We start from the raw sequence: 20,615 nt of genomic DNA, 5'->3' as shown, positions 1-20,615 counted from the left end.
TTAAAAAATTGGTTGGCTATACACAGGAAATTGTGCACTTAAAGCCTTTAATTCTTCTTTTACATGTAATTGCAAACTAACATTATCAATATCATTTAAAATATCTGATATTTTATTCCCTATGATTTCAAATTCCTTAGCCCCCATGCCCCTTGCACTTAATGCAGCTGATCCGATTCTTATGCCACTAGTTACAAAAGGGCTACGAGTTTCACCCGGGATTGTATTTTTATTCACAGTAATTCCGGCATTTCCTAGGGCATTATCAGCGTCTTTTCCGCTATAGGGTTTGTCTAAAAAATCCATTAAAAGCAAATGATTAGAAGTGCCATTACTCACTAACTTATGATTTTTTTCTTTTAAAACTTGAGCTAAAACTTGCATGTTAGATTTTACTAATTGTGCGTAAGCTTTAAATTCTGGTTTTAAATTCTCTTTAAACCCTATCGCTTTTGCAGCAATGACATGCATTAAAGGTCCGCCCTGAGTTCCCGGAAAAATCGCTCTATCAATCTTAGTAGCTATCTCTTCATCATTAGTTAAAATAAGCCCCCCTCTAGGCCCTCTTAAAGTCTTATGCGTGGTGCTTGAAACCACATGACAATAAGGAAAAGGGTGGTTATGCTCATTAGCCACTACAAGTCCTGCCACATGGGCTATATCGCCTAGTAATAACGCCCCTACTTCATCAGCAATTTCTCTGAATTTTTTAAAATCAATCTCTCTTGGATAGGCTGAAAACCCACACACAATGATTTGGGGCTTAACACTTTTAGCAATTTTAAGCACTTCTTCATAATCAATATAGCCATCTAAACCTACGCCATAAGAAAAGCTTTGATAATGCTTACCGGTTAAGCTCACTTTAGAACCATGCGTTAAATGCCCCCCACAGCTTAAATCCATGCCTAAAATCTTGTCATAAGGTTTTAAAAGGGCGTGATAGACAGCGTTATTAGCTTGTGAGCCTGAATGGGGTTGCACATTAGCAAACTCACAATTAAAAAGCTTTTTAGCCCTTTCTATGGCTAGGTTTTCTATTTTATCCACCACTTCACAGCCCCCATAGTAGCGCTTGTTTGGATAGCCTTCGGCGTATTTATTGGTTAAAACACTTCCCATAGCCTCCATAACACTAGGAAAGGTATAATTCTCGCTTGCTATCATTTCTAAATGTTCGTTTTGACGCTTTAATTCTTCGCCAATAAGTTCAAAAATCTCGCTATCGCTTTGTTCTAAAAAATATGCCATTATTCTTCACTCTCAACATTAAAATCATTTTTAACAGGACGCATAGCCGGAAACAAAATCACATCTTTAATGCTTTTAGCTCCGGTTAATAACATCACTAATCTATCAATACCTATGCCTTGTCCTGCAGTTGGGGGCATTGCATGCGCTAATGCCCACACATAATCTTCGTCCATATATTGCGCCTCTTCATCGCCCTTTTCTTTTTCAGCCACTTGAGCCTTAAAACGCTCTAATTGGTCTAAGGGGTCATTAAGTTCGCTAAAGCCATTAGCAATCTCTCGCCCAGCGATAAACAATTCAAACCTATCAGCAATATTAGGATTATTATCATTGCGTCTAGCTAGTGGGCTAATCTCAATAGGATACTCTGTTACAAAAGTGGGGTTAATGAGTTTATGCTCTACAAAATTATCAAACGCCTCAGCGAGCAATTTGCCATAAGTTAGATGATTCTCTACTTGAATACCTTTTTCTAACAAATAAACTAAAAGCTTGTCTTCTTTTTCTAAAATATCTCTACTAATGCCTCCAATTTTTTCTAAAGCGTCCAAATAAGAAATCACGCAAGTTTGATTAAAATCCACTTCCATGTCGTTGTAGATAATTTTTGAAGTTAAATTTAAGGTCTTTAGCAAGTAATCAAACAATCTCTTGCTTAATTCAATTAAGTCTTCATAAGTGTGATACGCCCAATAAAATTCAATCATCGTAAATTCGGGGTTATGGCTATGGTCCATGCCTTCATTTCTAAAATTACGATTGATTTCAAACACCGCTTCAAAACCCCCTACAATAAGGCGTTTGAGATACAATTCTGGAGCAATTCTTAAATACCTTTCAATTTCTAAAGCGTTGTGATAAGTTACAAAAGGTCTTGCATTCGCTCCGCCGGGTATTGGGTGCATCATAGGGGTTTCTACTTCTAAAAAACCTTCTGTTTCAAAAAATTTACGCACGCTTGAGACAATCAAACTACGCTTTTTAAACACCTCTTTAACTTCAGGATTAACGATTAAATCCAAGTATCGCTGACGGTAACGCAACTCTACATCACTAAGCCCATGAAACTTCTCCGGTAATGGCACAATGGCTTTGCTTAAAATGTGAAACTCTAGGGCATGAATGCTTAATTCGCCCGTTTTTGTAGCAAAAGGAAAACCCTTTACAAACACAATATCGCCCACTTCTAAATGCTTTTTCAAGCTCTTAAACTCATCGTTTAATTCATTTTGTGAAATATAAGCTTGTAAAGTCGCGCTTTCATCTTCAATCTTAATAAAACATGCCTTACCCATTAAACGCAAGAGTTTGACTCTACCTACAATACTCTCGCATTTTTCTTTGTCTTTAGGCTCTTCTAAATCTTTAACATAAGCGTATTTTTCTAAAAAAGCATTGTTTTTAAGGCTTCGCTTCAAGCCGTTTTTATAAGGGTTTTTCCCTTCTTCTCTTAAGCTATTAGCTTTATTTATGCGTTGTTGAATGTATTGATTAGAAAACATCATTTACCTTTAGGGTTTAACTTGAGTTTGATTTGAGGTGTTAGGAGCATTATTGGTGGTGTCATTGGGGTCTATCATCTTATCTTTAGAAACCGGTGCATCAGCAATGCTATTTAAAGTTTCTTGCGAAGGCTCTAAATTTTGCAAACTTTGTTTAGGTAATTCTTTGGCCTTTTGCTTTAAGATTTCAACCCCTTTATCTAAGGTTTTATCCAAAGTTTCTTTACCCTTATTTTTAACCTCATCACTCATTTCTTCAAGGTTTTCTTTAAGGTTTTGCTCCACATGTTTAACGCCATCAAGATGCATAATCTTACTAGCCACACCCTTCATGGTAGGGAAAACTTCGCTATGCTCTTGCAAATAAATATCAGCATTTTTCATCAAATCCATTTTAGAGAGTGCATAAAGGATAAAAGAAAGCACTAAAAAAGTCTTTAAGCATGAAAAAATAAAGCCTAATGCCCTATCCATAATACCTAGTCCGCTAAAAACTAAAATCTTGCTTAATATCACACCTATTGCTAAAAAAAGTATCCATATCAATGCCAATACAAGCAAAAACCCAATAAGATTGGTCATGGTTTCATTTCTTAAATTATATAAATGCTCTGAAAATAACTGCCCTACAACTACTGAATAACGAGATGCTACATACACCCCCACAACAATTCCAAGCATTCCAGCGACTTCATTCACAAACCCATGATAAAAACCACGAATCCCAAATGCCACCACTACGACAATCAGCGCTAAATCAATATAGTTCAAAACTCTAGCCACACCTTTCTTTTGCAAAATAGCGTTCTTACGCCTACTTTTTTGATTCAATAAGCTAACAAAATTTGATAAATTAACACTCTTTCAAAGCTTAAAATCTAAGAATAATAACACAACTTAAGAAAAACTACCCTTAATCAAGCGCTTTGTAAGCTCTAAAATCTTAAAGAAAGCAAGTTTAAAAAGCACTCTAAAATAAAATTTATAGCTATAATACCTTACAAAACAATTTCAAGGTTTCAAAATTTAACCCATGCGTTTCATTCTACTTCATGCAAACACTTTTTTACTAGCATGTTTATTTGTTTTGAGTGTGTATGCTAACGCTCTTTTAGATTTATTGAATCTAAACCCCTATATTTCTATCACACTTAATAGCCTACTAGCCCCATTAAGTGTGTTAGCATTTTTAAAAACACCTAAAAAACACGCCTTTTTCTTTGGGCTTTTTGTAGGGGCATTACTCTTTTATTGGAGTGCCTTAAGTTTTCGTTACTCAGAATTTCCCTTTTTACTACCATTAGTTATCATTCTTGTAGCGTTAGTCTATGGAGTGTTGTTTTATTTTTTGCTCTATTTTGAAAACCCTTACTTCAGACTTTTGAGTTTTTTAAGTATGAGTTTTATCCACCTGTTTAATTTTGATTGGTTAGTGTCAGATAGCTTTTTTGCTTATAGTGTGTTTAAAAATGACAAATTATCTTTAGGGCTTGTATTCATAGCTTGCATTTTCTTTAGCACCTTAAAACCTAAAACCTACAAAATCTTAGGAATATTATGCTTGATAATTGCTCTTGATTTCAACTTTTTAAAAATAAGTGATTTAGAAAATACCAATAATATTCAATTGGTCTCTACAAAAACACCCCAAAATTTGAAATTTGATTCAAACTACCTTAAAGATATTGAAAATAACATGCTAAAAGAAATAAAGCTTGCTATTAACCACAAAAAAAGCCTCATCGTATTCCCAGAAACCGCCTACCCCACTACTCTAGAAAACTCCGCTTTTAAAGCTGAGTTAGAAAATTTGAGCGATAATATTGCTATTTTAACAGGCACATTACGCACGCAAGGTTATAATCTCTATAATAGTGCGTTTTTATTTTCTAAAAGAAGCGTTCAAATTACTGACAAGGTCATTCTAGCCCCCTTTGGCGAGAGCATTCCCTTGCCAGAATTTCTTAAAAAACCACTTGAAAAACTCTTTTTTGGCGAGAGTGCTTATTTGTATCGCTCTGGTCAAAATTTTAGTGATTTTAAGCTAGATAATCTAACTTTTCGCCCCTTAATTTGCTATGAAGGCACTTCCAAACTCGCTTATTTAAACAGCCCTTCAAAAGTTTTTATCATTATGAGCAATAATGCGTGGTTTAGCCCAAGCATTGAACCAACCTTACAAAGAATGATTTTAAAACACTATGCAAGGCGTTATCACAAGATTATTTTACATAGTGCGAATTTTTCAGCTTCTTACATTCTAAGCCCAAGTTTATTAGGCGATATTCTTTTTAGGAAAACTTTATGATTAGAGCAACTAACATCTCTCACGCCTTTGAAAAACCCCTTTATAGTGGCGTGGATTTACACATTAAACCTAAAGAAAGCCTAGCGATTTTAGGCATAAGTGGGAGTGGCAAAAGCACTCTTTTAAATCATCTAGCCACCATGCTAAAACCAAATAGCGGGATAATTAGTTTATTAGAATATGAAGATATTTATGCCTTAAATTCAAAAAAACTTTTAGAATTAAGACGCTACAAAATAGGCATCGTGTTTCAAGCCCATTATCTTTTTAAAGGGTTTAATGCTCTAGAAAATTTACAAGTCGCTTCAATTATGTCTAAACAAAGTATTAATCACACTCTTTTAGAAAAATTAGGCATAGCCCACACTCTCAAACAAGGCGTGGGTGAATTAAGTGGCGGACAGCAACAACGCCTAAGCATTGCTAGAATGCTCTCTAAAAAACCAAAAATCATTATCGCTGATGAACCCACTGGAAATTTGGATACCACTACCGCTAATCAAGTTATTAGCATTCTACAAAACTACATTGTAGAAGAAGAAGGGGCGTTAGTTTTAGCCACGCATGATGAAAATTTGGCTTTCACTTGCTCGCAAGTCTATCGCTTAGAAAAAGAAGTTCTGATTAAGGAAAAATAAGAAAATGTTAAAGTATCCTAAAATTGTTGCTGAGTTGAGTGCTAATCATAACCAAGATTTAAATCTTGCTAAAGAAAGTATTTGTGCCATTAAAGAAAGTGGTGCAGATTTTGTCAAGCTCCAAACCTACACGCCAGATTGTATGACCTTAAAGGAAAACCCCTTCATCATTCAAGGCACTTTATGGAATAAAGAAAGCTTGTATGAATTGTATCAAAAGGCTTCTACGCCCCTAGAGTGGCATGCTGAATTGTTTGAGTTGGCTAGAAAGCTTGATTTAGGAATTTTTAGCTCACCTTTTAGTTTAAAAGCCTTAGAACTTTTAGAGAGCTTAGATTGTGCTATGTATAAAATCGCTAGTTTTGAAATTGCCGATTTAGAATTGATTGAAAAAGTCGCACGCACACAAAAACCCATTATTCTTTCTAGTGGCATCGCTACACTTACTGAATTACAAGACGCCATTACTTTGTGTAGAGAAGTCAATCATTTTGACATCACGCTTTTAAAATGCGTGAGTGCTTATCCTAGCAAACTAGAAGACGCTCATCTTTTAAGCATGGTTAAATTAGGCGAAAAATTTGGCGTAAAATTTGGTTTGAGCGACCATACTATCGGCTCACTTTGTCCTATTCTAGCCACCACTCTAGGTGCGAGTATGATAGAAAAGCATTTCATTTTAAACAAATCTATACAAACTCCAGATAGTGCCTTTAGCATGGATTTTAACGAATTTAAAAACATGGTTAAAGAAATCAAACAAAGCGTCTTAGCCCTAGGAAAAGAAGAGTTAGAAATTGATAAGGAGACTTTAGAGAAACGAAGAATCTTTGCTCGCTCTTTATTTGTGATTAAAGATATTCAAAAAGGCGAAGCTTTTACTAGCGAAAACATCAAAGCCTTACGCCCAAATCTTGGCCTACACCCCAAATTTTACAAAGAAATTTTAGGCAAAAAAGCAACAAAATTTTTAAAAGCTAACACTCCCTTACAAGCTAGTGATATAGAGCAATGAAACTTTAAAAGACTAAGAGAGGCAAAAAGGACTAAAGTGGATTTTTTACAAGCCTTAAAATCTTTTGATACAGCGTTTTTGGAAAAAGAAATTTCCAAGCGTTTTACAGACAATTTACTCTTTTTTAAATCCTATAACCCTAATCTTTTTAACGCCCTAAACACGCCTTTTAAAAACTATCAATTGTTATTTGAAAATAATAGCTTTAATCTTTTACACACGCCTACTAATGCTTTAAGCTACCCTAAAAACCAAATGATAGAAATCGCTTTTAATATGGCTCATAGCCCCTTAAATAATCCTAGATATTCATTAGATAATAACAACCTTTCTTTAAATTACTTGCAAAATCAAAATAACAATAAGCTTCCACTAACTCTTAAAGCTACGCATAAAATCTTAAGCTTCTTACAAACAAATCATGCTCATAAACACGGCTCTTTAGGACAAAAATTCTTACCCCCTATGATGATTTATGGTTTGTTAGATGGTTTGTTTTTGGCGATTTTACAAGCTAAGGGCTATATGTTTCATTCGCTTTATTTATTTGAAGAAAATTTAGATTTGTTTAAAATCAGTTGCTATTTTGTGTGTTATAAAAAGTTGATTGAGCATGGGGCTAAACTCTTTATCCAAGGATTTTTTAATCCTAATGAATTAAAAATAGACTTTTTGAAACGCCCTATTACGCATTCTTTTTTGAAACTAGAAATCATGCCCTATAAAAGTGCTTTTAACACTCATATGCAAGAAAGTATTCAAAGTTATTACAAGCAAGCCTTAAGGGGGTGGGGAAGTTTTGAAGATGAAATGCTAGGATTTAATCACACGCTTAAAAACCTACCCCTATACAAAACTCTAAAGACTAAACCTAAAAAGATTAAAGCCCCAATTTGTGTGGTAGGTAATGGGCCAAGCCTAGATTTACTCTTAGACTTTTTAAAAGAAAATGAACAAAATTTCATCATTTTTTCATGCGGAACCGCTTTAAAACCCTTAAAAAAGCATGGCATAAAAGTGGATTTTCAAATAGAAGTAGAACGCATAGATTATCTCAAAGAAGTTTTAAAACAAGCCCCCCTAAAAGACACCCCCTTAATCGGAGCTAACATGCTCAATCCTAAAGCCTTTAATTTGGCTAAAGAAGCGTTTTTGTTTATGCGTGGGGGGAGTGCATGTGCATATGTAAGCCCCTTAAATATAGAGTTCAGCGCACCCTTTGTGGGTAATGCTGGAGTAGCTCTAGCTTCTTTACTAAGTGATGAAATCTATTTGTGTGCTTTAGATTGTGCCTATATTAAAGGATTTAAAAAACACGCTAAAAATTCCTATTACGAAAATGAAAAAGAAATCACTACGACGCATTTAATGAGCATAGAAAGTAATTTCAAAGATTATCAAACTTTTAGTGATGCACTCTTTTTACTCTCTAAAGAAAGGATTGAAGAAGCCCTTAATTATTATAAGCCTAAAAAAGTCTATAATTTAAGCTATGGGGCTAAAATCAAAAACGCTCAAAGTTTAAAATACAATGATTTTAAACCTAAAAGTTTTGGCAAAAAACAAGCTATCACTCACATTAAAAATGCCTTTAGCCACCCAAATAATCCCTTTAACGATTTAAAAACTTGGCAAAAAAAACTTTTTGATTTTAAAAACGATTTTTCTATACACCTAGATACGCCATGTAAAACTAAAAAAGAAATGTTTGAATGGGTGGATTTTTTAAATGATTTTTGTCAAACAACAAGTGCTAAAAACCCAGCACTAGGCATTTTATTTGAAGGGAGTATCGCTCATATCTTACAAAGTATCTTAATCGTTTCATTATATGTTGAAGAAAATGAGCTTATTAAATTTGTCCAACACTCTCAAAATACCCTAAAACAATTCCTTAAAAAAACTTGTTTATTGCTACAAAGTTACTTAAATAAGCAATAACTAAGCAAACTTACGCTATAATATCGGTCTTTTGTTTCGGAGTATGGCGCAGCCTGATTAGCGCGCACCCTTGGGGTGGGTGAGGTCGTGGGTTTGAATCCCGCTACTCCGACCATGCTTTTAAAAACATCGTTAAATTATTAACTTTTCATTATATAATCACACCAAGTAAAACTTTTATTCTTAAACATTATTATCTTAAAGGATTTTTCGTTGAATCATTTTTTTAACCGAGAGCTTTCATGGTTAGCCTTTAATACAAGAGTTTTAAATGAAGCCAAAGATGAAAGCTTACCCCTACTAGAACGACTAAAATTTTTAGCCATTTATGGCACCAATTTAGATGAATTTTATATGATAAGGGTGGCTGGACTTAAGCAACTCTATGAGCATAAAATTTCTTCTAAGGGCACTGATGGCACGACCCCTGAAGAGCAATTAGAAAAAATAGAACGCTACCTAGCGCTTGAAATTGAAGAAATGGAATTAGAATTTCAAAAAATTCAAGCCTTGCTATCTAAAAAAGGGCTTTGCATAGTTGCTTATAATAAACTTAGCCTTACGCAAAAAACTAAAGCTAAGGATTATTTTTTAAAGCAATTATACCCATTGGTGTTGCCTATTAAAATTGATTCAGCACACAATTTCCCCCCTCTAGGCAATCTAACTTTTGCTCTTTTTGCTAAAATCAAAGAAAAAAAGACTCACAATATCTCTTATGCACTCATTAAATTACCAACTTTTACGACTCGTTTTATTGAATTAGAAAAAGGTCTTTTTGTATTAGCCGAAGAGATTATAGAGGCGCACTTACAAGATTTGTTTTTAGGGCATGAAGTTTTAGAGTGCATGGCTTTTAGAGTAACTTGTGATGCAGATATTGAAATTGTAGAAGATGAGGCGCATGATTATGCAGAACTTATGAGTGAAAGCTTAAGGAAACGCAATCAAGGCGAAATCGTGCGCTTACAAACCCAACGAGGCAATGAAGAACTTTTAAATACCCTACTAGCATCTTTAAGGAGTTTTCAAACCCACTTTCATGACAAGCTCAAACTCTCTGGAATGCATGTATATGAAAGCGCTGTTATGCTAGGCTTAGGAGACTTATGGGAATTAGTGGGGCATACCAATTTTAAAACCTTAAAAGCACCCGATTTTATCCCAAAAATCTTACCCCCACTCAATGAGGAAGATTTATTTAATGCTATAGAGCAAGAAGATTTATTACTTTTTCACCCCTATGAGAGTTTTGAACCCATAATTGATTTGATAGAACAAGCCACTAATGACCCAACAACTCTTTCTATTAAAATGACTCTTTATCGTGTAGGCAAGCATTCACCCATTGTCAAAGCCTTAATTGAGGCGGCAAGCAAGATTCAAGTAAGCGTTTTAGTAGAATTAAAAGCTCGCTTTGATGAAGAAAGTAATTTGCATTGGGCAAAGGCTTTAGAAAAGGCGGGGGCATTAGTTATTTATGGCATTCCAAAACTTAAAGTGCATGCTAAAATGCTTGTTATTACCAAACAAATTGATGGACAATTATGCCATTTCACCCATTTAAGCACGGGCAATTACAACCCTTTGAGCGCAAGAATTTATACCGATGTGAGTTTTTTTAGTGCTAAAAATGAAATCGCTAATGATATTATCAAACTCTTTCACTCACTTTCAACTAGCAGTGCCACAGAAAGCGTTTTAGATACTCTAAGCATGGCACCCAAACAGATTAAAAATAAGATTATTGCACTCATTCAAGATGAAATCACTCACATAAAAGAAGGGCATATCATCTTAAAAGCTAACGCCCTAGTGGATAGCGAGATTATTGAATGGCTTTATAAAGCGTCTCAAAAAGGAGTTAAAATTGATTTAATCATTAGAGGGATTTGTTGTTTAAAGCCTCAAATAAAAGGACTAAGCGAAAACATTAGAGTGTATTCAATCGTAGGTAAATATTTAGAGCATGCTAGAATTTATTACTTCAAACATGCGCAACCTAATATTTACTTTTCTAGTGCGGACTTAATGCCAAGAAATTTAGAAAGGCGTGTGGAATTACTCATTCCAGCTACAAGTCAAGCAATTGCTGATAAATTATTACGCATTTTAGAAATCCAACTACAAGACACTTTGAAACGCTATGAGTTGGATTCAAGCGGGAATTATCAAAAGCTCTTAAACCCAAACACCCCTTTAAATTCGCAAGATTATTTTGAAAATCACCCTCTTAAAACTTTATAATTTAGAGGGTTTTGTAATAAAATTAGAAAATAAATTCAGACAATAAAAAGGATTTTTTTATTATGCTCTATTCCCTACTGAAGAAATATTTTTTCACTTTAGATGCAGAAACAGCACATGAAAGGGCTTGTAGCACTTTAAGAGTGCTTTCTAGAATGCCCTTTTGGCGTGCCTTAACTTATGCTAAGTTTGGCTATGTCAATCCTATATTAAACAATGAAATTTTAGGCTTAAACTTTCCTAACCCCATAGGATTAGCCGCAGGATTTGATAAGAATGTGCAACTCCTTAAAGCCCTAGAGGCTTTTGGCTTTGGCTACATAGAGGCAGGCACTTTAACTAATGAGGCTCAAAGCGGAAATGAAAAACCTAGACTTTTTAGGCATATTGAAGAAGAATCTTTACAAAATGCGATGGGTTTTAATAATTATGGAGCCATTTTGGGTGCAAGAGCCTTTAATCGCTTTGCCCCTTACAGAGTGCCTATTGGCATCAATTTGGGTAAAAATAAGCATATAGAACAAGCTAATGCCCTAGAAGATTATAAGGCAGTTTTAAACAAATGTCTTAAAATTGGCGATTATTATACTTTTAATCTTTCTTCACCAAATACCCCTAATTTAAGAGATTTGCAAAACAAAGCGTTTGTAAGCGAACTTTTTAGCATGGCTAAAGAAATGACTCATAAGCCCTTATTTTTAAAAATCGCCCCAGATTTAGAAATAGATAATATGTTAGAAATTGTAAATAGTGCTATTAAAGCAGGAGCAAGTGGGATTATTGCTACTAACACCACGATTGATAAAAGCCTTGTAGTTGCCCCAAAAGAAGTGGGAGGATTAAGCGGAAAATGCTTGACTAAAAAAAGTCGTGAAATCTTTAATGAATTAGCTAAAGCCTTTTTTAAAGAGAGCATTTTAATTTCTGTAGGAGGGATTAGCGACGCTAAAGAGGCATATGAAAGAATAAAAATGGGGGCGAGTTTATTGCAAATTTATAGTGCTTTTATTTATCAAGGGCCAAATTTATGCCAAAATATCCTTAAAGATTTGGTAAAATTACTTCAAAAAGATGGATTTTCTAGCGTCAAAGAGGCTATAGGAGCAAATTTGCGATGAATGATTTTAGTTTTTTGGGTTCTTATAAGAAATTTTTGGGGCTTTGTTCTGTCTTGTTTATAGCGTTAGGAGCAAGTATGCACGCAAAATCTTATTTACCCAAACATGAGAGCATTACCCTAAAAAATGGGTTACAAGTTGTAAGCGTGCCCTTAACCAATAAAAGTGGTGTGATAGAAGTTGATGTGCTTTATAAGGTAGGCTCTAGAAATGAAATTATGGGCAAGAGCGGTATCGCTCACATGTTAGAGCATTTGAATTTTAAAAGCACCAAAAATCTTAAAGCCGGTGAGTTTGATAAGATTGTCAAGCGCTTTGGCGGTGTCAGCAACGCCTCTACAAGCTTTGATGTAACACGCTATTTTATCAAAACAAGCCAAGAAAACCTAGACAAATCCTTAGAACTATTTGCTGAAACTATGGGTTCTTTGAACTTAAAAGAAGATGAGTTTTTGCCCGAACGCCAAGTGGTCGCCGAAGAAAGATTATGGCGCACTGATAATTCCCCTATTGGTATGCTTTACTTTCGTTTCTTTAATACTGCTTATATTTATCATTCTTATCATTGGACACCCATTGGCTTTATGGAAGATATTCAAAATTGGACTTTAGAAGATATTAAGCACTTCCATTCGCTCTACTATCAGCCTAAAAATGCTATTGTGTTAGTAGTGGGCGATATAGACTCTAAAAAAGTCTTTGAACTCACCAAAAAACATTTTGAGTCTTTAAAAAATCTTGATAACAAAGCCATTCCAACCCCTCATACAAAAGAGCCTAAGCAAGATGGTGCAAGAATGGCTGTCGTGCATAAAGATGGCGTGCAATTAGAATGGATAGCCCTTGGCTATAAAGTCCCTAATTTCAAGCACAAAGACCAAGTGGCTTTAGATGCCATAAGCATTCTTTTAAGCGGGGGCAATAGCTCCTGGTTGCAAAAAGAACTCGTGGATAAAAAACGCCTAGCCTCACAAGCTTTTTCTAATAATATGCAACTACAAGATGAAAGTGTGTTTTTATTTATTGCTGGAGGTAATCCCAATATTAAAGCTGAAACGCTTAAACAAGAAATTGTAGCGCTTTTAGAAAAGCTTAAGAAGGGGCAAATCACTCAAGAAGAATTAGACAAGCTAAAGATTAATCAAAAAGCTGATTTCATTTCTAACCTAGAAAATTCTAGCGATGTGGCAGGACTTTTTGCGGATTACTTGGTGCAAAATGATATTCAAGGTCTTACCAACTATCAGCAACAATTTGCAGAATTAAAAATCAGTGATTTGGTGCGTGTAGCTAACGAATACTTTAAAGACAGCCAATCAACGACTGTGTTTTTAAAGCCCTAAAGAGAGTTTTTATGCAGTTTAGTTCATCTAGTGCACTCATTACCCCTTTTAAAGAAGATTTAAGTGTTGATGAAGTAGCCTATGAGGCGCTCATTAAACGCCAAATAAAGTATGGCATGGATGCATGCGTTCCTGTAGGCACAACCGGAGAATCCGCTACCCTAAGCCATAAAGAACATATGCGTTGTATTGAGATTGCTGTAGAAACTTGTAAAAATAACCCCACGCCCACAAACTCACGCATGAAAGTCTTAGCTGGAGTAGGCAGTAATGCCACTAGCGAATCTCTAACCTTAGCAAAGTTTGCTCAAAAAATAGGCGCAGATGCGATTTTATGCGTAAGCCCTTATTATAATCGCCCCACCCAAAAAGGACTATTTGAGCATTATAAAGCTATCGCACAATCTATTGAAATTCCTATTATGCTCTATGATGTGCCAAGTCGCACGGGCGTATCCATTGAAGTAGCAACTGCCCTAAAACTCTATAGAGAAGTTCCTAACATCAAAGCTATTAAAGAGGCATCTGGTTCATTAAAAAGAATAGTAGAAATCTACCACTATGAAAAGGATTTTCAAATTTTTAGTGGTGAAGATTTGCTCAATCATTCCATTATATTTTCAGGTGGTAGCGGTGTAATTTCAGTAACCGGAAATCTAATGCCAGACTTAATCTCAAAAATGGTATCTTATGCCCTAAACAAGCAATACCAAGAGGCTTTAGAAATTCAAAACAAGCTTTTTGATTTACACCAAGCGCTTTTTATAGAAACCAATCCCATTCCCATTAAATCTGCTATGTATTTAGCAGGACTCATTAAAACTCCTAGCTATAGACTCCCTTTAGTCTCTCCAAGCAAAGAGAGTTTGCAAATCTTAGAAAAAACTTTACAACAATATGAGGTCAGCTTATGAATCACACCCCAAACAACCAAACTAACCATATGAAAGGCAGAACACTTGTTATTAGTGGTGCTACAAGAGGTATTGGTAAGGCTATTTTATATCGTTTTGCCCAAAATGGCGTGAATGTTGCTTTTACTTACAATAAGAATGTTGAAGAGGCTAATAAAATCATAGAAGAAGTAGAGCAAAAATACTCTATTAAAGCAAAGGCTTACCCTCTTAATGTATTAGAGCCTGAGCAATACACGGAGCTTTTCAAACAAATTGATGTGGATTTTGATAGAGTAGACTTTTTTATATCCAATGCCATTATTTATGGACGCTCGGTTGTAGGGGGCTTTGCTCCTTTTATGCGCTTAAAGCCTAAGGGATTGAATAATATCTATACTGCAACGGTGTTGGCTTTTGTTGTGGGGGCTCAAGAGGCTGCAAAACGCATGCAAAAAATTGGTGGCGGAGCGATTGTAAGCTTAAGCTCTACAGGCAATCTTGTTTATATGCCCAATTATGCTGGGCATGGCAATTCCAAAAATGCTGTAGAAACGATGATTAAATACGCAGCTACTGATTTAGGTGAATTTAATATTAGAGTGAATGCTGTTAGTGGAGGACCCATTGATACTGATGCCTTAAAGGCATTCCCTGATTATGCAGAAATTAAAGAAAAAGTAGAAGAGCAATCTCCTTTAAAACGCATGGGCAATCCTGAAGATTTAGCTGGAGCAGCGTATTTCTTATGCGATGAAAAACAGAGCGCTTGGCTTACAGGACAAACCATTGTTGTAGATGGTGGAACTACTTTTAAATAAAGACTTCTCTTGAATCATACAAATATCATTCATTTGCAAAAAAGTAAAGAGTTGCAATTCATCAAGAAATGCTTGCTTTACTATTTTTTTGCACCCTTAAGTGCTATTATCGCTTGCATTTTGTTTATCACACTAAGTGGGTTAAAGACTTCACAAATTACTCCCCTATTTATCAGCCAACATCCATCTATTTATTTTTTCTTGTTGGCTTTTTTATTGTGTATCTTAGGGTTTGTAGCGGGGGCAATTGGTTTTTACCAGCTTTCCAAGCTTAGTCGCAATTTGCAATTATTTGAATATTTTACCTTTAGCTTTGTAGCTTTAACGCTTTGTTCTTTACTAGGCTACTTGCTCCCTAATCAGAAAAATACGCTTTCTTTAATGGGGAATGCTTTTTCTATTTTCTATTTATATAAACTCTATAGAGAACTTAGCCTTTGCACTAAAGAAAGATATTTTTTTGTAGGCTTTAGATTATTCCTCTTTGCTATGTTCTTAGCTCTAATAGGTGTTCTTATGGGACAAACTCTTAGCATAGCTTTTTTAATGGTTGCAATGCTTTTAATTAGCGTAGCTCTAATTTTATTAGGGCGTGCGTTTTTGCATTTTTCACAAGTTTGCTTAAAATGAGACTCTTAAAACTTTTACCTAATTTTTTAACTATTTCACGCATATTCTTAGCACTCTTTCTCTTATTTTTGCTCTTAAATACACATACCTATTTTAGCAGTCTAAGCCCTAAAGAAACCGACACGCTCGCTACATTTGTTTTTTTAATCGCCTCCCTTACGGACTTATTAGATGGTTATATTGCTAGAAGTTATAAGGCAAAATCACGCTTTGGGGAAGTCTTTGACCCCTTAGCAGATAAAATGCTCATTCTTTCTGCCTTTTTAGGATTGGTGCATTTAGGAAAAGTGGATGCATGGATTCCTTTTGTTATTTTAGGAAGAGAGTTTTTCATCTCTGGGCTTAGAGTCTTAGCTGCTAATGAAAAAAAGGATATTCCTGTAAGCAAATTAGGCAAGTATAAAACCGTATTTCAAGTTCTAGCTATTGCCTCCCTACTGGCTAATTTTACTTATGCGCATATCTTGGTTGCTGTTGCTGTTTTTGCAACTCTATATTCAGGCTTAGACTACGCTATCAAGTATTATAAAAGCTAATATCTTAGCTTGCTTTAATTTTTCTTAATTTTTTCACTCATTTTAGTTATAGTTTAGGATTTTGTTATAATCTCTTTTTTATTTTTTATTTAGGAGGTGTCGCATGGAAAAAGAAGAAGTCATAGCTCAGTCTACTACACAAAATCAAGGCAAACTAAAAAGAGACATGAAAATGCGCCATCTCTTAATGATTGCTTTTGGAGGAGCAATTGGCACAGGGCTTTTTGTAGGCACAGGGGGCAATATTGCTAGTGCAGGTCCTTTAGGGACTTTGATTGCCTATTGCTTTGGGGGGCTTGTGGTTTATTGCATCATGCTTTCTTTAGGCGAGTTAGCAAGCTTTTATCCTACCACAGGAAGTTTTGGCGACTATGCAGCAAAATTTATAGGTCCAAGCACAGGCTATATGGTCTTTTGGATGTATTGGCTTGGTTGGGTCATTACGGTTGCGCTAGAGTATATCGCAATAGGCATGCTTATGCAACGCTGGTTTCCTACTATTCCTATTCATTATTGGGTTATCATTTGCATTCTTTTAGTGTTTTTATTAAATTTCTTTTCAGTTAAAATTTTTGCTGAAGGCGAATTTGTTTTTAGTCTTATTAAAGTTATTGCTGTTGTGGCTTTTATTAGTATTGGTGTGATTGGAATTATCTATCAAATTTATTTAAATGGTTTTAGCTCTATTTTTAATAATTTTTATTTTGGGGATAAGGGATTTTTCCCTAATGGAAGCACGGCCGTATTTAGTGCTATGCTTGCTGTTATCTTTGCTTTTACAGGCACAGAAGTCATAGGTGTTGCTGTAGGAGAGACCAAAAACGCTAGTGAAGTTATGCCAAAAGCGATTAAAGCAACCTTATGGCGTATTGTCTTTTTCTTTTTAGGCTCAGTGTTTGTGATTTCAGTCTTTTTGCCTATGAATGATTCAACCATCACACAAAGCCCTTTTGTAAGCGTTTTGGAGCGCATAAACTTGCCTTTTGTAGGGATTGGCATTCCTTATGTAGCTGATATTATGAATGCGGTTATTATTACAGCGATGTTTTCTACTGCAAATTCTGGACTCTATGGAGCAAGCAGAATGATTTATGGACTTTCACAACAAGATATGTTTTTTAAGCTCTTTTCTAAGCTCAATAAACAAGGCACGCCTATAAATGCTATGTATTTTTCTATTTTCTTTTCGCTCATAGGGCTTTTAACTCAAGTTTATGCTAAAGAAAGCATTGTAGAGGCGTTTATCAATGTGATTAGTTTCACGGTGATTATTGTATGGGTAAGCGTATCTGTCTCACAATATGCTTTCCGTAGGCAATATCTAAAAGCAGGGCATTCCTTAGATGACTTACCTTATAAAGCACCCTTTTTACCCTTTTTACAATTTGTTGGGATTACAGGTTGTATTATTGGAGTGATTGGTTCAGCTATGGATAAAGAACAACGCATTGGAATGATTTTAACCCTTATTTTTGCTGTAATTTGTTATATTGGCTACCATTTCACACAAAAAACCAAGCAAAACAAGAAAAATCAAAGAGATTTGATATAATCTCTTTGATTTTAATTTTGAAATCTAGTATTAGAACCAAAGGAAAATACCTATGATGAAAAAGACCCTTTTTATCTCGCTAGTCTTAGCTTTAAACTTGAATGCCAATAATATTGAGATTCAAGATATGCCAAAAATCAAAGAGCGTGTGAGTATCCCCTCTAAAGATGATACGATTTATTCCTACCATGACTCTATTAAGGATTCTATTAAGGCGGTTGTAAATATCTCTACTGAAAAGAAAATTAAAAATAGCTTTATGGGTGGTGGCATGTTTAGCGACCCATTCTTTCAACAATTCTTTGGGGATTTGGGAGGTGCAGTGCCTAAAGATAGAATAGAAAGGGCTTTAGGAAGTGGAGTAATTATTTCTAAAGATGGCTACATTGTAACCAACAACCATGTTATCAATGAGGCAGATAAAATCACTGTTACAATACCCGGTAGCACTAAAGAGTATTCTGCCTCACTCGTAGGCACTGATGCAGATAGTGATTTAGCAGTTATTCGTATTAACAAAGATAATTTACCTACAATCAAATTCTCTGATTCTAATGACACTTTAGTGGGCGATTTAGTTTTTGCTATTGGTAATCCTTTTGGTGTGGGTGAGACCGTTACTCAAGGCATTGTCTCAGCGCTTAATAAAAGCGGCATCAATCTCAATAACTATGAGAACTATATTCAAACTGATGCCTCTATCAATCCGGGAAATTCTGGAGGCGCATTGATAGATAGTCGTGGCGGTTTGATTGGGATTAATACTGCCATTATTTCAAAAACTGGAGGCAATCACGGCATAGGCTTTGCTATCCCCTCTAATATGGTAAAAAATATTGTAAGCCAACTTATTAAAACCGGTAAGATTGAGCGAGGATATTTAGGTGTTGGCTTACAAGATGCTAATAATGATTTGCAAAGTTCTTATGATGGCAAAGAGGGAGCAGTCGTCATTAGTGTAGAAAAGGACTCTCCAGCTAAAAAAGCGGGGCTTTTAGTATGGGATTTAATTACAGAAGTTAATGGTAAGAAAGTCAAAAATTCCAACGAGTTAAAAAATCTTATCGGCTCTATGTTGCCCAATCAAAAGGTTACTTTAAAAGTCATTAGGGACAAAAAAGAGCGTTTCTTTACTCTCATTCTAGCTGAAAGAAAAAATCCCAATAAAAAAGAAACCACCTCAACTCAAGGTAGCACCCAAGGGCAAGTAAGTGGGCTTAAGATAGAAGATTTAACCCCAAAAACAAGAAAATCTATGCGCTTACCTGATGAAATTCAAGGGGTGATTATTAGCCAAGTGCAAGAAAACTCTCCCGCTGAACAAGCGGGCTTTAGACAAGGCAATATTATCACTAGAATTGAAGATGTAGAAATTAAAAATGTTGGCAATTTCAACCACGCCTTAGACAAATACAAAGGCAAGCCCAAGCGTTTCTTAATTTTTGATTTAAATCAAGGCTATCGCACGATTGTGGTTAAATAGTTTGGTGAAAGCTATGCGAAAAAACAGCGCTCAAAACGCCTTTTTAAAGCATTCACTTAAGATGAGTTACTAATATTATGGCATTGATTCGTGTTAATGGGGAAGAATTTAGGGTTTCTTTAGAAACCTTAGAAGACCCCTTAAGTTATTCAAACCCAGAAGAAATACTTGAAAACCTTTCTAAGCAAACAAGTGTTATTTTACTTTCTGCTGGGGAGTCTAGGCGCTTTTCTCACACTCTAGGGATTAAAAAGCAATGGTTGCGCTCTAATCATACTCCCTTATGGCTAAAGGTATATGAAGATTTTAAACAAGTCTTGCCCTTTAATGAAGTTTTACTTGTTGTGAGTGAATTAGATTATCATTACATCAAGCGCCATCACCCCACTATCAAGCTTGTTATTGGTGGTCAAACACGCCAAGAGTCCGTTCAAAATGCTCTGAAACTAGCTAATGGTAATTATGTGCTAACAAGTGATGTTGCTAGAGGCCTAATGGATATAAGAGTGTTGCAAGAACTATTTTTAACCCTTAGTGAAACTAATCATCTCTGTGTTGCCCCCTATTTGCCTTGCTATGATAGCGCCATTTACTATAATGAAATTTTGGATAGAGAGGCTATTAAGCTCATTCAAACTCCTCAGCTTAGCCATAAAGAGAGTCTTAAAAAAGCACTAAGACAAGGCACATTCAAAGATGAAAGCACCGCTATTTTACAAGCTTATCCTAATCTTGTAAGCTATATTGAGGGCAGTAGCAATTTGCATAAACTCACAACAAGTGATGACTTAAAATATTTTATGTCCTTTTTTAATCCTGCCAAAGATACTTTTATTGGCATGGGATTTGATACCCATGCTTTTATAAAAGATAAGCCTATGGTTTTAGGGGGGGTTGTTATAGATTGTGCGTTTGGATTAAAAGCTCATAGTGATGGTGATGCACTTTTACATGCCATTATTGATGCAATTCTTGGGGCTATTAAAGCAGGAGATATTGGAGAGTGGTTTCCTGATAATGACCCTATTTACAAGAATGCTAACTCAGCAACGCTATTAAAAATTGTCTTAGATTTTTCTCAAAGCATTGGTTTTGAGCTCTTTGAAATGGGGGCAACCATTTTTAGTGAAATTCCTAAAATTACCCCCTATAAACCTATGATTTTAGAAAGTCTAAGCCATCTTTTAGGCTTAGAAAAATCTCATATTAGTTTAAAGGCAACCACAATGGAAAAAATGGGTTTTATTGGCAAACAAGAAGGCCTATTGGTTCAAGCACATGTTAGCATGCGCTATAGGCAAAATTTTGAAAATCAAATAGTATAAAGGAATTGT

General features: G+C 35.3%; 16 protein-coding genes, 1 tRNA gene and 1 pseudogene. 15 read left to right on the top strand and 3 right to left on the bottom strand.

Annotation, left to right across the window (positions count from 1 at the left end):
- The 3 genes and pseudogenes from HCW_RS03790 to HCW_RS03780 form a co-directional block, all read right to left on the bottom strand.
- On the bottom strand, window positions 1-1,251 hold the full coding sequence (locus HCW_RS03790) for a serine hydroxymethyltransferase (protein WP_014660899.1): 1,251 nt from the start codon (window positions 1,249-1,251) through the stop codon (window positions 1-3).
- The gene (lysS, locus tag HCW_RS03785) at window positions 1,251-2,756 is read right to left on the bottom strand and encodes a lysine--tRNA ligase (protein WP_014660898.1); all 1,506 of its coding nucleotides are present in this window, start codon (window positions 2,754-2,756) and stop codon (window positions 1,251-1,253) included. The genes HCW_RS03790 and lysS overlap by 1 nt, the downstream gene beginning before the upstream one ends.
- A 149-nt stretch (window positions 2,757-2,905) precedes the next feature.
- A pseudogene (locus HCW_RS03780) lies at window positions 2,906-3,527 on the bottom strand (CvpA family protein); the annotation flags it as partial.
- 262 nt (window positions 3,528-3,789) lie between these two features.
- Here HCW_RS03780 and HCW_RS03775 point away from each other — a divergent pair.
- The 15 genes from HCW_RS03775 to HCW_RS03705 all read left to right on the top strand — a co-directional run bounded on the left by HCW_RS03775 (window position 3,790) and on the right by HCW_RS03705 (window position 20,606).
- On the top strand, window positions 3,790-5,064 hold the full coding sequence (locus HCW_RS03775) for an apolipoprotein N-acyltransferase (RefSeq protein WP_014660896.1): 1,275 nt from the start codon (window positions 3,790-3,792) through the stop codon (window positions 5,062-5,064).
- On the top strand, window positions 5,061-5,702 hold the full coding sequence (locus tag HCW_RS03770) for an ABC transporter ATP-binding protein (protein ID WP_014660895.1): 642 nt from the start codon (window positions 5,061-5,063) through the stop codon (window positions 5,700-5,702). The genes HCW_RS03775 and HCW_RS03770 overlap by 4 nt, the downstream gene beginning before the upstream one ends.
- A 4-nt stretch (window positions 5,703-5,706) precedes the next feature.
- Window positions 5,707-6,717: a pseudaminic acid synthase gene (pseI, locus tag HCW_RS03765; protein WP_014660894.1), complete on the top strand. Its 1,011-nt coding sequence runs from the start codon at window positions 5,707-5,709 to the stop codon at window positions 6,715-6,717.
- 36 nt (window positions 6,718-6,753) lie between these two features.
- Entirely contained in the window at window positions 6,754-8,658 is a 1,905-nt protein-coding gene (locus HCW_RS03760) for a motility associated factor glycosyltransferase family protein (RefSeq protein WP_014660893.1), read from the top strand.
- A gap of 37 nt (window positions 8,659-8,695) precedes the next feature.
- A tRNA-Pro gene (locus tag HCW_RS03755) sits at window positions 8,696-8,773 on the top strand.
- A 98-nt stretch (window positions 8,774-8,871) separates the two neighbouring features.
- Window positions 8,872-10,905: a polyphosphate kinase 1 gene (ppk1, locus tag HCW_RS03750; RefSeq protein WP_014660892.1), complete on the top strand. Its 2,034-nt coding sequence runs from the start codon at window positions 8,872-8,874 to the stop codon at window positions 10,903-10,905.
- A gap of 62 nt (window positions 10,906-10,967) precedes the next feature.
- Window positions 10,968-12,023, top strand: a complete 1,056-nt coding sequence (locus tag HCW_RS03745) for a quinone-dependent dihydroorotate dehydrogenase (RefSeq protein WP_014660891.1) — start codon at window positions 10,968-10,970, stop codon at window positions 12,021-12,023.
- The gene (locus HCW_RS03740; protein ID WP_014660890.1) at window positions 12,020-13,366 is read left to right on the top strand and encodes a M16 family metallopeptidase; all 1,347 of its coding nucleotides are present in this window, start codon (window positions 12,020-12,022) and stop codon (window positions 13,364-13,366) included. Before HCW_RS03745 ends, HCW_RS03740 begins: the two co-directional genes overlap by 4 nt.
- An 11-nt stretch (window positions 13,367-13,377) precedes the next feature.
- Window positions 13,378-14,280, top strand: a complete 903-nt coding sequence (dapA, locus tag HCW_RS03735; protein WP_014660889.1) for a 4-hydroxy-tetrahydrodipicolinate synthase — start codon at window positions 13,378-13,380, stop codon at window positions 14,278-14,280.
- On the top strand, window positions 14,277-15,080 hold the full coding sequence (locus HCW_RS03730) for an enoyl-ACP reductase (RefSeq protein WP_014660888.1): 804 nt from the start codon (window positions 14,277-14,279) through the stop codon (window positions 15,078-15,080). Before dapA ends, HCW_RS03730 begins: the two co-directional genes overlap by 4 nt.
- 9 nt (window positions 15,081-15,089) lie before the next feature.
- Window positions 15,090-15,710 carry a hypothetical protein gene (locus tag HCW_RS03725; RefSeq protein ID WP_014660887.1) on the top strand — a complete coding sequence of 207 codons (621 nt, stop codon included), beginning with the start codon at window positions 15,090-15,092 and terminating at the stop codon, window positions 15,708-15,710.
- Window positions 15,707-16,246, top strand: coding sequence for a CDP-diacylglycerol--glycerol-3-phosphate 3-phosphatidyltransferase (pgsA, locus tag HCW_RS03720; RefSeq protein ID WP_014660886.1), 540 nt, complete (start codon window positions 15,707-15,709; stop codon window positions 16,244-16,246). Before HCW_RS03725 ends, pgsA begins: the two co-directional genes overlap by 4 nt.
- A 103-nt stretch (window positions 16,247-16,349) precedes the next feature.
- Entirely contained in the window at window positions 16,350-17,798 is a 1,449-nt protein-coding gene (locus HCW_RS03715) for an amino acid permease (RefSeq protein ID WP_014660885.1), read from the top strand.
- A gap of 52 nt (window positions 17,799-17,850) precedes the next feature.
- Window positions 17,851-19,281, top strand: a complete 1,431-nt coding sequence (locus HCW_RS03710; protein ID WP_014660884.1) for a Do family serine endopeptidase — start codon at window positions 17,851-17,853, stop codon at window positions 19,279-19,281.
- A gap of 77 nt (window positions 19,282-19,358) precedes the next feature.
- Window positions 19,359-20,606 (top strand): bifunctional 2-C-methyl-D-erythritol 4-phosphate cytidylyltransferase/2-C-methyl-D-erythritol 2,4-cyclodiphosphate synthase, encoded by a 1,248-nt coding sequence (locus tag HCW_RS03705; RefSeq protein WP_014660883.1) that lies wholly within the window; start codon window positions 19,359-19,361, stop codon window positions 20,604-20,606.
- Window positions 20,607-20,615 lie beyond the last annotated feature (9 nt).

This window comes from Helicobacter cetorum MIT 00-7128 (assembly GCF_000259255.1).
Classification (GTDB): domain Bacteria; phylum Campylobacterota; class Campylobacteria; order Campylobacterales; family Helicobacteraceae; genus Helicobacter; species Helicobacter cetorum_B.
The sequence above is the reverse complement of the archived record's forward strand: the minus strand, read 5'-3'. Positions and strand labels throughout refer to the sequence as shown.